The following is a 12,599-nucleotide window of genomic DNA, read 5'->3' as shown; positions in this document are numbered from 1 at the left end:
GGCCGGTGCGGTCAGCCGGCCTCGCCGGCCGGGTGGTCGACGCGCGGCCGGGCATCCCGGGCGCTCAGCAGCGCCTCGGCCAGCTCGACCGGACGCCGGGTGCTCACCACCCAGAACGGGGTCGGGTCGGCCGGGTCGTCGAGCACCACCTGCACGGCGCCGCCGATCCACGGCCGCTGCACCACGAAGGCGAGCGGGTCCGCGCCCACCCCGAGCACCTCACGCCGGCCGGCCGTGTCCAGCGGCACCACGTCGGCCACGAAGCGCACCGGCAGCCGGGCGTCGTCCACCCGCAGCTCGGAGTCGACGACGGCGACCCGGATCCGGCCCAGCCACCACAGCCCGGCCGCGGTGGCCGGCAGCAGCACCGCGAACGGCAGCCAGGCGCGGACGCCGGCGGCGCCCATCCAGATCTCGACGGCCAGCAGCGCGGCCGCCACCAACCCGGCCAGCCACAGCCACCAGGGCAGATCCAGCCGTTCGGCGTACGCCGCGCGGGCCGCGACCGGCGGCTGACCGGCGGACGGAGAAGGCGACATGCTCACTCCTGCGAGGGTACGGCGCACGGCGGCCCGGGTAACCGGCAGGATGGCAGGGTCACCCCGATGAAACCGGACGGAAGAGGAGACCTGTGACGGACGTCGTACCCGTGCCCGTACGCCAGCTCGATGCCGAGCTGCCGCTGCCCGCGTACTCCCATCCCGGCGACGCCGGGGCCGACCTGGTGGCGGCCGCGGACGTGGAGCTGCCGCCCGGGGGCCGGGCGCTGGTGCCCACCGGCGTGGCCATCGCGCTGCCGGAGGGGTACGTGGGCCTGGTCCATCCCCGCTCCGGCCTGGCGGCCAGGCTCGGCGTGACGGTGCTCAACGCGCCCGGTACGGTCGACGCCGGCTACCGGGGTGAGATCCTGGTCAACCTGATCAACCATGATCGGGATACTCCGGCGAAGATCTCCCGCGGCGACCGGATCGCGCAGCTCGTGGTCCAGCGGGTCGCGCGGGCGCGGTTCGAGCCGGTGGCCGAGCTGCCCGGGTCCCGACGCGGGACCGGCGGGCACGGCTCCACCGGCGGGCACGCAGGGCTGGTGCCGTCGCCGGCGGGTCAGGACCGGGTCGAGCAGCGGCGGGACGAGTCGGGCCGAGGCCGGACGGAAGAGGTGGCAGGGTGAGTGTGAACAGCGGAGGGTGGGCGCAGTGATCTTCTCCCGAAAGCGGGCCGGTGCCGGGCGGCAGGCCCGTGACGAGCGGACCACCGAGGTCGGCAACCACAGCGCCGAGGAGTCGACGCCGGCGTTGGAACGCGGCCCGTACGACATCTCCGAGGTCGACGACGAGGTGCAACGGCTCGACCTGGGCAGCCTGCACATCCCGGCGGTCCCCGAGGTCGAGGTGCGGGTGCAGGCCGACCCGCAGGGCGTGGTCCAGCAGGTGGTGCTGGTGCACGGGGAGAACGCCCTGCAGCTCGGCGTCTTCGCCGCCCCCCGCTCCGAGGGGATCTGGGACGAGGTGCGCGAGGAGATCCGCCAGTCGCTGTTGCGCGACGGCGCCACCGCGCAGGAGGTCGACGGGGAGTACGGCCCCGAGCTGCACGCCCAGGTGAACACCCAGGACGGCCCGACCAACCTGCGGTTCGTGGGCGTCGACGGGCCGCGCTGGATGGTCCGTGGCGTGTTCCAGGGCCCGGTCGCCACCGACCCGGCCACCGCCGGGCCGCTCGCCGAGTGCCTGGACGGCCTGGTGGTCGACCGGGGCCAGGAGGCGAAGCCGGTCCGTGAGCCGCTGCCGCTGCGGCTGCCCAAGGAGATCGCCGACCAGGCCGGTGCCGAGGCGGGGGACGCGTCCGCCCCCGCCGAGCCGCGCCAGGTCTGACCCGCACGCACCGGCCCGCCGGGACCGGCCCTGTCGGCGTACGCTGGCGGCACGGTTCCGGCGTCGCCGGGGCCGGCCGATGCTGGCCGAGGCCGGTGAGCGTGGAGAGGGTGACGCGGAGGTCATGATGACCGACGAGAGCCGGGTGTCGCTGCGGCGGATCCTGGAGCGGTTCACCGCCAGCGAGGCCGAAATCGACGCGCGGGAGCTGCGGAGGGAGAGCGCCGAGTGCGGCGGTGTCCCGGCCCAGCAGTGCTCCCGGGGCCAACTGGTCTCGGTGGCGGGCCGGTTGCGGACGGTTGTCTACACGCCCCGTACCAACCTGCCGACCCTCGAGGCCGACCTGTACGACGGCAGCGACGTGGTCACCCTGGTCTGGCTGGGCCGGCGGCACATCGCCGGCATCGAGCCGGGCCGCCACCTGACCGCGCGCGGCCGGGTGGCGGTGCGCGACGACCGCAAGGTCATCTACAACCCGTACTACGAGCTGGACTCGCCGAAGTGACGGCGCTGCGGACGGAAGGCCGGCGATGACGACGGGACAGGACCGGGCGGCACAGCCGGAGACCGGCTCCCAGGACGACGAGCAGCTACCGTCGATCGCCGAGCAGATGGCCGACCAGCTCGGCGGGTGGCGAGGGCTCGTCGAGTCCAGCATCCCGGTCGTGGTCTTCGTGATCGCCAACATCATCGGTGAGTTGCGGCCCGCGGTGATCGCCTCGGTGGCCGTGGCGCTGGTGATCGCCGGGCTGCGGCTGGCCCAGCGCCGGCCCATCCGGCACGCCGTCAACGGGCTCTTCGGCGTCGGCATCGGTGCCGCCATCGCCTGGCGTACCGGTGACGAGCGGGATTTCTATCTCCCCGGCATCCTCTACGGCATCGGCTACGGCATCGCCCTGCTGATCTCGGCGGCCATCCGGCAGCCGCTGGTCGGCTGGATCTGGTCGGTGCTGGTGGCCAAGGGCCGCTCGGAGTGGCGTGACGACCCGAAGCTGGTGCGTACCTTCACCCAGCTGACCGTGCTCTGGGGCGTCGTCTGGCTGGCCAAGGTGGGCGTGCAGGCCGGGCTCTACCTGGCACACCAGGACACCGCGCTGGGCGTTGCCCGGCTGGCGCTGGGCTACCCGCCGTACGCGCTGCTGCTGTTGATCACGGTCTGGACGGTGCGCCGGGTCACCCGGGAGCCGCAACCCACCCCGCTGCCCGGCGCCTGAGCGCCCCGCGCGGCTCACCGTGAGCCGCGGGTCCGCTCCACGCTGTCCGCGCCGAGGATCACCGCGCGGACCTGGTCCTCCACCTCGGCGGTGCAGACGAAGACCAGCTCGTCGCCGGCCTCGATCGGGTCGTCCGGGCTGGGCACCAGGACCCGCTTGCCGCGCAGGATCGCCACCAGCGCGGAGTCCCGGGGCAGCGGCACGGCGTGGATCGGTTGGCCGACGTACGGCGCGGTCGGCGGCAGAGTGATCTCGACCAGGTTCGCCTCGCCCTGCCGGAAGGTCATCAGCCGGACCAGGTCGCCGACGGTGACCGCCTCCTCGACCAGAGCGGCCATCACCCGCGGCTTGCTCACCGCGACGTCCACGCCCCACTGCTCGGTGAACAGCCACTCGTTCTCGGCCCGGTTGACCCGGGCGACCACGCGGGGCACCGCGAACTCGGTCTTGGCCAGCAGCGACACCACCAGGTTGACCTTGTCGTCGCCGGTCGCCGCGACCACGACGTCGCAGCCCGCGACGTTGGCCTCCTCCAGGCTGGTCAGCTCGCAGGCGTCGGCCAGCACCCACTCGGCGGACGGCACCCGCTCCGGGCGCAGCATCTTGGGCTGGCGCTCGATCAGCATCACCTGGTGGCCGTTCTCGATCAGCTCCTGCGCGATCGAGCGACCCACGTTGCCGGCGCCCGCGATGGCGATCCGCATGGCTCAGTGCCCCCCTTCCGGCGGCGTCGCCGCCACCGACGTGACCGCCGCCACGATGTCGTCGCTGACCAGCATGAAGACCTGGTCACCCTCCTGCACGACGGTCGAGGCGGTGGGCAGCGTGCCGATGCCGAAGCGGATGAGGTAGGCCACCCGCGCTCCGGTCCTGTCCTCCAGCGCCCGCACCGACCGGCCGATCCAGTCCTTGTGCACGGGGACCTCGACGATCGACACCGTGCTCGTGGGGTCGCGGAAGATCTCCACGTTGCCCTCGGGCACCAGGTGCCGCAGCATCCGGTCGGCCGTCCAGCGCACGGTGGCCACGGTGGGGATGCCCAGCCGCTCGTAGACCTGCGCCCGGCGCTGGTCGTAGATGCGGGCCGCGACCCGGGACACACCGAACGTCTCCCGGGCCAGCCGGGCGGAAATGATGTTGGAGTTGTCGCCGCTGGAGACGGCCGCGAAGGCGTCCGCCCGCTCGATGCCGGCCTGCCGCAGCACGTCGCCGTCGAAGCCCGCCCCGGTCACCGTGATGCCGGCGAAGTCGGGGCCGAGCCGCCGGAAGGCGTCGGCGTCCTGGTCGATCACCGCCACCGAGTGCCCCCGGGACTCCAGGCTGTGGGCGAGAGTCGACCCGACCCGGCCACATCCCATGATCACGACGTGCACGCTGTCCCTCCCAAGGTGCGTACCGCTCCCGCTGCCGGTGGCCCTCCGAGTGCGAGCCTGCCACGTCCGGGACGGGAGCGGGGACCGACCGTACCCCGTCGCGCTGGCGACCGATGATCGCCCACCCCCGCGTTCCCGCCGTGGTGGTCGTACTCTTGGCGTTCGTGGCCAGTTCCACCTCGCTGTTGAAGCGGTTGCTCCTCGGTCGACCGTTCCGGTCCGACCGGCTGCAGCACACCCTCCTCCCGAAGCGCATCGCGCTGCCCGTGTTCGCCTCCGACGCGCTGTCCAGCGTCGCGTACGCGCCCGACGAGATCCTGCTGACCCTCTCCATCGCGGGCGCCTCGGCGTACGTCTTCTCGCCGTGGATCGCGCTGGCGGTGGTCGTGGTCATGCTGACCGTGGTCGCCAGCTACCGGCAGAACGTGCACGCCTACCCGTCCGGTGGTGGCGACTACGAGGTGGCCACGGTCAACCTGGGCCCGAAGTTCGGCGTCGGCGTGGCCAGCGCCCTGCTGGTCGACTACGTGCTCACGGTGGCGGTGTCGGTGTCCTCCGGGGTGGCCAACCTCGGCTCCGTGGTGCCGTTCGTGGCCACCCACAAGGTCATGATCGCGGTGATCGCGGTGGTTCTGCTGACCGCGGTCAACCTGCGCGGGCTGCGCGAGTCGGGCACCGCGTTCGCCATCCCGACCTACGGCTTCGTGATCGTGATGGGCGGGATGCTGCTCACCGGGCTGGTCCGGGTCTTCGTGCTGGGCGACGACCTCCGCGCGCCGAGCGCCGATCTGGTGATCCAGGCCGAGCACAGCGTGACCGGCTTCGCGCTGGTCTTCCTGCTGCTGCGGACGTTCAGCTCGGGCGCCGCCGCGCTCACCGGCGTCGAGGCGATCTCCAACGGGGTGCCGGCGTTCAAGGCGCCGAAGAGCCGCAACGCCGCCACCACGCTGCTGCTCCTGGGTGCGATCTCGGTGAGCATGCTGGTCGGGATCATCTGGCTGGCCCGGCTGACCCACCTGCAGTTCGTCGAGGACCCGGCCCTCCAGATCGTCTCGGGCCCCGAGGGGTACGTGCAGAAGACCGTCACCACGCAGCTCGGCGAGACGGTCTTCGGCTCCGGGTCGATCCTGCTCTACGTGGTGGCCGGGGTGACCGCCCTGATCCTGTTCCTGGCCGCGAACACCGCGTTCAACGGCTTCCCGGTGCTCGGCTCGATCCTCGCGCAGGACCGTTACCTGCCCCGGCAGTTCCACACCCGGGGCGACCGGCTGGCGTTCTCCAACGGCATCGTCTTCCTGGCGCTCTTCGCGATCGTGCTGATCGTCGGCTTCCAGGCGGAGGTGACCCGGCTCATCCAGCTCTACATCGTCGGGGTCTTCGTCTCGTTCACCGTGTCCCAGGCCGGCATGATCCGGCACTGGAACCGGCACCTGCGGACCGAGCGGGACCCGGAGGCGCGCCGCCGGATGCACCGTTCCCGGGCCATCAACACCTTCGGCATGGGCCTGACCGGCACGGTGCTGGTGATCGTGCTGGTCACCAAGTTCCTGCTCGGCGCCTGGATCGCGATCGCCGCGATGGCGGTGATCTACCTGTTGATGCTGGCCATCCGTGGGCACTACGACCGGGTCGCGCGGGAGTTGACCCCGCCGGACGAGGGCCGCGCCGTGCTGCCCGCCCGTAACCACGCGATCGTGCTGGTCAGCAAGCTGCACCAGCCGACCCTGCGGGCCATCGCGTACGCCCGGGCCACCCGCCCGGACACGCTGACCGCGGTGACCGTCAACGTCGACGACAAGGACACCCGGGATTTGCAGGTCGAGTGGGAGCGGCGGGAGATGGCCATCCCGCTCACCGTGATCGACTCGCCGTACCGGGAGATCACCCGGCCGATCCTGGACTTCGTCGCCTCCACCCGCCGCAAGTCCCCCCGGGACGTGGTCACCGTCTTCATCCCCGAGTACGTGGTCGGGCGCTGGTGGGAGAACCTGCTGCACAACCAGAGCGCCCTGCGCCTCAAGGGTCGCCTGCTCTTCGAGCCGGGGGTGATGGTGGTCAGCGTTCCGTGGCAGCTCGCCTCGACCGCGAGCAAGAACCTGGACCGGTTGGACGCCACGCTGTCCCGTACCCCGGCGCGCGGACCACGGGTGGCCCCGCGCGGCACCCTGCCACCGGTGGTCTCCACGCCACCGGGCGACGGTGGGCCGGTCGACGGCGGCCCGGTGGGGACCGGCCGTGACTGAGCCGGGCGCACGGGCCGTGACACCCCTGCCGGAGCGGGGGCTGGCCGAGGCGGAGCAGGTCGAGTTGACCGTCGACGCGGTCGCCCCCGGCGGGCACTGCGTGGCGCGGGTCGACGGGCAGGTGGTCTTCGTCCGGCACGCGCTGCCCGGTGAACGGGTGATCGCCGAGGTCACCGAGGTGCACCGGGGGTTCGTCCGGGCCGACGCGGTGACCGTCCTGGAAGCCTCCCCGGACCGGGTCGAGCCACCCTGCCCGTTCGCGAAGCCGGGCGCCTGCGGCGGCTGCGACCTGCAACACGTCGCTTCCGACGCGCAGCTCGCCTGGAAGACCGCCGTGGTGCGCGAGCAACTGGTCCGCCTCGGCGGGCTGACCGACGACGAGCTGGACCGGCTCGGTGTCGGGGTCGAGGCGCTGCCCGGCGGGCCGCTGGGCTGGCGTTCCCGGGTCCGTTACGCGGTGGACGCCGCGGACCGGGCGGGCCTGCTCAAGCACCGCTCGCACGAGGTGGTGCCGATCGACCACTGCCGCATCGCCCACCCCGCCATCCAGCAACTGCCGGTGCTCACGCCCAGCGGCGCGCGCTGGCCGGCGGCCGAGGCGGTGGAGACCGTCGCCAGCACCGGCGGGGACGTGACCGTCGCGGAGGTCCGCGACGGGGCGACCACCCCGGTGAGCGGACCGGCCGTGGTCCGCGAGGTGGCCGCCGGACGGGACTGGACGCTGCCCGCGTCCGCCTTCTGGCAGGTGCATCCGGCGGCGGCGGACACCCTGTCCGCGGCCGTGCTGGAGCTGCTCGACCCGCGACCGGGTGAGGTGGCGTGGGACCTCTACGGCGGTGCCGGGCTGTTCGCCGCCGGGCTGGCCGCCCGGGTCGGCGAGACCGGCCGGGTGACCCTGGTGGAGGCCGCGCCGCAGGGCGTCGCCGCCGCCCGGGAGAACCTCGCCGACCTGCCCCGGGTCGAGGTCGTGTCGGCCCGCGTGGAGACCGCGCTGGCCCGCCGACGGATCACCGGCCCGGTCGACGTGGTGGTGCTCGACCCGCCGCGCGCCGGGGCGGGCGCGCCGGTGGTCCGGGCACTGGCCGCCGCCGGCCCCCGGGCGATCGCGTACGTGGCCTGCGACCCGGCCGCCTTCGCCCGCGACGTGCGCACCTTCACGGGGCTCGGTTGGCGGTTGACCGCGCTGCGCGGATTCGACCTGTTCCCGATGACCCAGCACGTCGAGCTGGTCGGCCTGCTGCTTCCGCCGGCATGAGCGACCCGACGCGGGGGCCCGGCCACCTCGACCCGATGACGGTCGTCGGGCTGATGTCGGGCACGTCGTACGACGGGGTCGACGTGGTGGCGGCGGAGTTCACCGCCGAGGGGGACACCCTGTGGCTGCGTCCGCTGGGGCACCGCGGCCTGGACTACGACGAGCGCCTGCGCGCCGAGATCGCCGCGCTGCTGCCACCGGCGGCCACCACCATCGAAGCGGTCTGCCGGCTCGACAACCGCCTCGGCGAGGTCTTCGCCGACGCGGCGGCGGTCGGCCTGGAACTCGCCGGTGGGCGGGCCGACGTGGTGGTCTCGCCCGGGCAGACGGTCTTCCACTGGGTCGCCGACGGGGTGGCCCGGGGCACCCTGCAACTGGGCGCGGTCGCCCGGGTCGCCGCCCGGGTCGGCGTACCGGTGCTCAGCGACCTGCGCTCGGCGGACATCGCCGCCGGCGGGCAGGGCGCGCCGCTGGTGCCGGCCTTCGACGCGTTGCTGCTGGAGCCGGCCGACGGCGCCGCCGCGCCGCGCGCGGCGCTGAACCTCGGCGGCATCGCCAACCTCACCGTGGTCGCGCCCGGGGCGCCGGTGCTCGGGTACGACGTGGGCCCGGCCAACGCCCTGCTCGACGCGGCGGCCCGGCGCTTCCTGGACCTGCCGTGTGACCTCGACGGTGCCCGGGCGGCGGCCGGCCGGGTGCACCCGGGCCTGCTCGCCGAACTGCTGGCGGAGCCCTACTACGCGGCGTCGCCGCCGAAGTCCACCGGCAAGGAGTTGTTCCACGCCGGCTACCTGGACCGGCGGCTGGCCGCGCTCGGTGAGCCGGTGCCGGTGGACGACCTGTTGGCCACGCTGACCGAGCTGACGGCGCGGGTGGTGGCCGCCGAGTGCGACCGGCACCACGTCACCGAGGTGGTCGCCGCGGGCGGCGGTGTGCGGAACCCCACCCTGCTGGGCCGGCTCGCCGCGCTGGGCGCCGGCCGGTGGCGGCTGCGCGGCACCGACGAGCTGGGTGTGCCCGCTCAGGCCAAGGAGGCGTACGCCTTCGCGTTGCTCGGCTGGCTGTCCTGGCACGGGCTGCCCGGGTCGATCCCGTCGGTGACCGGCGCCACCCGGGGCGCGGTGCTCGGCTCCTGGACGCCGGCGGGTCCGGCGCACCCCGGCAGACCGGCCCACCCGCCGCGCCGGCTGCGGATCCGGCCCTGAGCAGGCGCTCGGCCGCGTCGCCCGGAGACGGGCCGACCGGGGTCTGAGCGGGCGCTCAGCGGGCGGGCGCGGGTGCGCCTGGTTCGGTGCCGGGCTGCGGAGTACCGGAGGGCCGATAGACTCTGCGGTCATGAGCGTTGAAGAGGACACGGCCAACCACGGCCGGCTGCTGGGGACGGTCCGCGGTCCGCAGGACGTCAAGCGGATGTCCGGCGAGGAACTGGACGTCCTCGCCGCCGAGATCCGGGACTTCCTGATCGCCAAGGTCTCCCGCACCGGCGGGCACGTCGGGCCCAACCTCGGTGTGGTCGAGCTGACGCTGGCCATGCACCGCGTCTTCGACTCCCCCCGCGACCGGCTCCTGTTCGACACGGGCCACCAGGCGTACGTGCACAAGATCGTCACCGGGCGCCAGGCCGGCTTCGACAAGCTCCGCCAGCGCGGTGGCCTCTCCGGCTACCCCAGTCAGGCCGAGAGCGAGCACGACCTCATCGAGAACTCGCACGCCTCCACCGCGCTCTCCTACGCCGACGGCCTGGCCAAGGCGTACGCCCTGCGGGGCGAGGCGCGCAGCGTCGTGGCCGTGGTCGGCGACGGCGCGCTCACCGGCGGCATGTGCTGGGAGGCGCTGAACAACATCGCCACCGCCGGCAACCCCCTCGTCATCGTGGTCAACGACAACGGCCGCTCGTACGCCCCGACCATCGGCGGCCTGGCCGACCACCTCTCGTCGCTGCGGCTCAACCCGGGCTACGAGAAGGTCCTCGACACGGTCAAGGACGCCCTCGGCTCCACGCCGCTGGTCGGCCGACCGATGTACGAGGTGCTGCACGCGGTCAAGAAGGGCATCAAGGACGCGGTCGCCCCGCAGGCCATGTTCGAGGACCTCGGCATCAAGTACGTCGGCCCGGTCGACGGGCACGACGTGGCGGCGGTCGAGTCGGCGTTGCGGGCGGCCAAGAACTTCGGCGGCCCGGTGATCGTGCACGCGGTCACCCGCAAGGGCTACGGCTACCGCCCGGCCGAGGAGGACGAGGCGGACTGCCTGCACGGCCCCGGCAGCGCCTTCGACGTGGAGACCGGCGCCCTGCTGGCCGCGCCCTCGGTGAAGTGGACCCACGTCTTCGCCGACGAGCTGCTGGCCGTCGCCGACGAGCGCCCGGACGTGGTCGGCATCACCGCCGCCATGGCCGAGCCGACCGGCATCGCCAAGCTGGCCCGCAAGTACCCCGAGCGGGTGTACGACGTCGGCATCGCCGAGCAGCACGCCGCCACCTCGGCGGCCGGCCTGGCGCTGGGTGGCCTGCACCCGGTGGTCGCCGTCTACGCCACCTTCCTCAACCGCGCCTTCGACCAGGTCCTGCTGGACGTGGCGATGCACAAGCTGCCGGTGACCTTCGTGCTGGACCGGGCCGGCATCACCGGCCCGGACGGCCCCAGCCACTACGGCATCTGGGACATGTCGGTCTTCGGGGTGGTGCCCGGGCTGCGGATCGCCGCTCCCCGCGACGCCGCCACGCTGCGGGAGGAGCTGCGCGAGGCGCTGGCCGTCGACGACGGCCCGACCGTGGTGCGCTTCCCGACCGGCGCGGTCGCCGCCGACCTGCCGGCGCTGCGCCGCGTCGGCCCGGTCGACGTGCTGGCCGAGTCGGCCCGTACCGACGTGCTGCTGGTCGCCGTCGGCTCCTTCGGCCAACTGGGCATGGAGGTGGCCGCCCGGGTCGCCGAGCAGGGTTACGGCGTCACCGTGGTCGACCCTCGTTGGGTCCGCCCGGTCCCGGCGGAGCTGGTCGAGCTGGCCGCCGGCCACCGGCTCGTGGTCAGCGTCGAGGACGGCGTCCGGGTCGGTGGCGTGGGCGACGCGCTGGGCCAGGCGATGCGCGACGCCGACGTCCGGGTGCCACTCAAGGACCTGGGCGTGCCGGCCGACTGGCACCCGCACGGCACCCGCGCGCAGATCCTCGCCGACCTGGGCCTGACCGCCCAGGACGTGGCCCGCAACGTCACCGGCTGGATCTCCGGCCTGGACGCCACCCCGGACCGCCTGACCCCCACCAGAACCCCAGCCCAGAACTAGAACGCCACGCACCGCACACGGCGGGCGGCTCCTGCGGGGGCCGCCCGCTGTCGTGTCGGGGGAGAGGTCAGCGGGGGGTCACCGAGCGGTAGTGGGTCTTGTCGGTGGCGGCGAGGCTGAAGGTCTGGGTGCGGGATGGTTCGGGGACGACCACCAGGCCGGGGCGTTCGACCAGCAGCGGGGTGCCCGGCGGGACGGAGAGCGAGCTGTCCCGGGTGGCCCGCCAACTGAGCACCACCAGCGGCTGGCCGGGCACCGGCAGCTGGTACGTCTGCAACGGGGTGGCCCGGTCGGCCGGCGAGACCACCGGCGCGCTCCCGTCCGCCGGACGGTAGATCACCGCGGTCATCGTGCCGGCGTCGGTGTCCCAGCTGAGCTGCTGCAACTCGGCTGCCTCGCCCCCGCCGAGGGCGACCTCGCCGAGCGAGCGGACCGTGAGCTTCGCCATCGGCCAGGACGTCGGCACCGAGCGCGGCGCGTCCCGGTCGCCGATCCGGCGCGGAATGCTGCCGAACGGACCGCGCTCGCCGGCCAGCACGCAGGTGTCCAGGCCGGTGAGTGCCCGCCGGCCGGTGCCGGAGTCGTCGCGTACCAGCGGATAGCGCGGATCGGTGGTGCCCGTGCCCAGGTCGAGCAGCCGGTCGGCGGCCCGGCCCCGGGGCAGCGACTCGGTGGCCCGCAGGGTCGCGGTCACCGGAACGGCCGTGCAGGCCGGCACGGCCACCGGCGCGCTGAGGCCGTCGGCGACGGTCAGCGCCCGGCCCTGCGGCCCGAGCAGCGTCTGCACCCGGGCGGAGACCAGGTAACGCCGGCCGCCGGCGGTGTGCACCGGCAGCACGTCGGAGTAGACCAGGTAGCCCGGGTCGGTGTACTCGGTGGCGCGGGTGACCGCGTACCGGTCGCCGTCGCGGGTGAGTTGCAGCAGCCAGGAGGCGCTCTCACCGGGCACGTCGGCGGCGACCAGGGCGACCGGGGCGCCGTCGATCCGGCCGGAGAAGAGGATGCCGGACGACGGTAGGTGCGCCCGGTCGTCGACCGGTGACCGCCAGTCGCGCACCGCGTCGGTCACCGCCGCCGTCGCCGTGGTGTCGGCGGCCAGGTCACCCCGGGGCGGCCACACCGCGAGCGACCCGTCCAGGCTGTCGTAGCCGACCCGCAGGTCCCGTGGCTTGCGGTCGGCGACCGGACCGCACGCGGTGCCGGCCAGCAGCGCACTGAGCAGGACGGCGAGACCTCTGCCGTACCGGCGGCCTGGCATCACCTGATCCGCACCCCGATCGCTTCGCAGTCGCTGTCGGAAAGCGCCATAGTACGAGATGTCCGACGCGACGCCTCCGGTGGCCGCCGGTCCATCCACCACAATG

Annotated in this window: 12 protein-coding genes; 8 read left to right on the top strand and 4 right to left on the bottom strand. The window is 73.9% G+C overall.

Annotation, left to right across the window (positions count from 1 at the left end):
* Positions 1-11: 11 nt before the first annotated feature.
* Entirely contained in the window at positions 12-545 is a 534-nt protein-coding gene (locus tag ACTWLT_RS04795) for a DUF3093 domain-containing protein (RefSeq protein WP_445317290.1), read from the bottom strand.
* A gap of 86 nt (positions 546-631) precedes the next feature.
* On the opposite strand from ACTWLT_RS04795, the gene dut reads away from it, so the two are divergent.
* The 4 genes from dut (at position 632) to ACTWLT_RS04775 (ending at position 3,082) form a co-directional block, all read left to right on the top strand.
* Positions 632-1,168: a dUTP diphosphatase gene (gene dut / locus ACTWLT_RS04790; RefSeq protein ID WP_445317289.1), complete on the top strand. Its 537-nt coding sequence runs from the start codon at positions 632-634 to the stop codon at positions 1,166-1,168.
* A 25-nt stretch (positions 1,169-1,193) separates the two neighbouring features.
* Entirely contained in the window at positions 1,194-1,868 is a 675-nt protein-coding gene (locus tag ACTWLT_RS04785; RefSeq protein ID WP_252416545.1) for a DUF3710 domain-containing protein, read from the top strand.
* Positions 1,869-1,992: 124 nt separating this feature from the next.
* Positions 1,993-2,373: an OB-fold nucleic acid binding domain-containing protein gene (locus ACTWLT_RS04780; RefSeq protein ID WP_252416544.1), complete on the top strand. Its 381-nt coding sequence runs from the start codon at positions 1,993-1,995 to the stop codon at positions 2,371-2,373.
* Positions 2,374-2,398: 25 nt separating this feature from the next.
* Positions 2,399-3,082: a DUF3159 domain-containing protein gene (locus ACTWLT_RS04775; RefSeq protein ID WP_445317288.1), complete on the top strand. Its 684-nt coding sequence runs from the start codon at positions 2,399-2,401 to the stop codon at positions 3,080-3,082.
* A gap of 14 nt (positions 3,083-3,096) precedes the next feature.
* On the opposite strand, the gene ACTWLT_RS04770 is transcribed toward ACTWLT_RS04775, so the two are convergent.
* Together ACTWLT_RS04770 and ACTWLT_RS04765 are read right to left on the bottom strand one after the other, a co-directional pair.
* Positions 3,097-3,786 (bottom strand): potassium channel family protein, encoded by a 690-nt coding sequence (locus ACTWLT_RS04770; protein WP_445317287.1) that lies wholly within the window; start codon positions 3,784-3,786, stop codon positions 3,097-3,099.
* A gap of 3 nt (positions 3,787-3,789) precedes the next feature.
* The gene (locus tag ACTWLT_RS04765; RefSeq protein ID WP_445317286.1) at positions 3,790-4,455 is read right to left on the bottom strand and encodes a potassium channel family protein; all 666 of its coding nucleotides are present in this window, start codon (positions 4,453-4,455) and stop codon (positions 3,790-3,792) included.
* Positions 4,456-4,619: 164 nt separating this feature from the next.
* Here ACTWLT_RS04765 and ACTWLT_RS04760 point away from each other — a divergent pair, with 164 nt between their 5' ends.
* The 4 genes from ACTWLT_RS04760 (at position 4,620) to dxs (ending at position 11,235) form a co-directional block, all read left to right on the top strand.
* Positions 4,620-6,698: an APC family permease gene (locus ACTWLT_RS04760; protein WP_445317285.1), complete on the top strand. Its 2,079-nt coding sequence runs from the start codon at positions 4,620-4,622 to the stop codon at positions 6,696-6,698.
* Positions 6,699-6,723: 25 nt separating this feature from the next.
* Positions 6,724-7,953 carry a class I SAM-dependent RNA methyltransferase gene (locus tag ACTWLT_RS04755; RefSeq protein WP_445317403.1) on the top strand — a complete coding sequence of 410 codons (1,230 nt, stop codon included), beginning with the start codon at positions 6,724-6,726 and terminating at the stop codon, positions 7,951-7,953.
* The gene (locus ACTWLT_RS04750) at positions 7,950-9,158 is read left to right on the top strand and encodes an anhydro-N-acetylmuramic acid kinase (RefSeq protein WP_445317284.1); all 1,209 of its coding nucleotides are present in this window, start codon (positions 7,950-7,952) and stop codon (positions 9,156-9,158) included. The genes ACTWLT_RS04755 and ACTWLT_RS04750 overlap by 4 nt, the downstream gene beginning before the upstream one ends.
* 130 nt (positions 9,159-9,288) lie before the next feature.
* Positions 9,289-11,235, top strand: a complete 1,947-nt coding sequence (dxs, locus tag ACTWLT_RS04745) for a 1-deoxy-D-xylulose-5-phosphate synthase (protein WP_445317283.1) — start codon at positions 9,289-9,291, stop codon at positions 11,233-11,235.
* A gap of 67 nt (positions 11,236-11,302) precedes the next feature.
* Here the strand turns inward: dxs and ACTWLT_RS04740 are convergent, their stop codons facing one another.
* Positions 11,303-12,496, bottom strand: coding sequence for a hypothetical protein (locus ACTWLT_RS04740; RefSeq protein WP_374558163.1), 1,194 nt, complete (start codon positions 12,494-12,496; stop codon positions 11,303-11,305).
* Between the last annotated feature and the right edge of the window lie 103 nt (positions 12,497-12,599).

The organism is Micromonospora yongxingensis, assembly GCF_052601155.1.
This window is presented reverse-complemented; position numbering and strand designations above follow the sequence as displayed.

What these genes read in the sequence shown, in the direction of transcription:
- ACTWLT_RS04775 (WP_445317288.1), top strand. Translation starts at nt 2,399, where the DNA reads ATGACGACGGGACAGGACCGGGCGGCACAGCCGGAGACCGGCTCCCAG.
- ACTWLT_RS04780 (WP_252416544.1), top strand. Translation starts at nt 1,993, where the DNA reads ATGATGACCGACGAGAGCCGGGTGTCGCTGCGGCGGATCCTGGAGCGG.
- ACTWLT_RS04750 (WP_445317284.1), top strand. Translation starts at nt 7,950, where the DNA reads ATGAGCGACCCGACGCGGGGGCCCGGCCACCTCGACCCGATGACGGTC.
- dxs (WP_445317283.1), top strand. Translation starts at nt 9,289, where the DNA reads ATGAGCGTTGAAGAGGACACGGCCAACCACGGCCGGCTGCTGGGGACG.
- ACTWLT_RS04770 (WP_445317287.1), bottom strand. Translation starts at nt 3,786, where the DNA reads ATGCGGATCGCCATCGCGGGCGCCGGCAACGTGGGTCGCTCGATCGCG.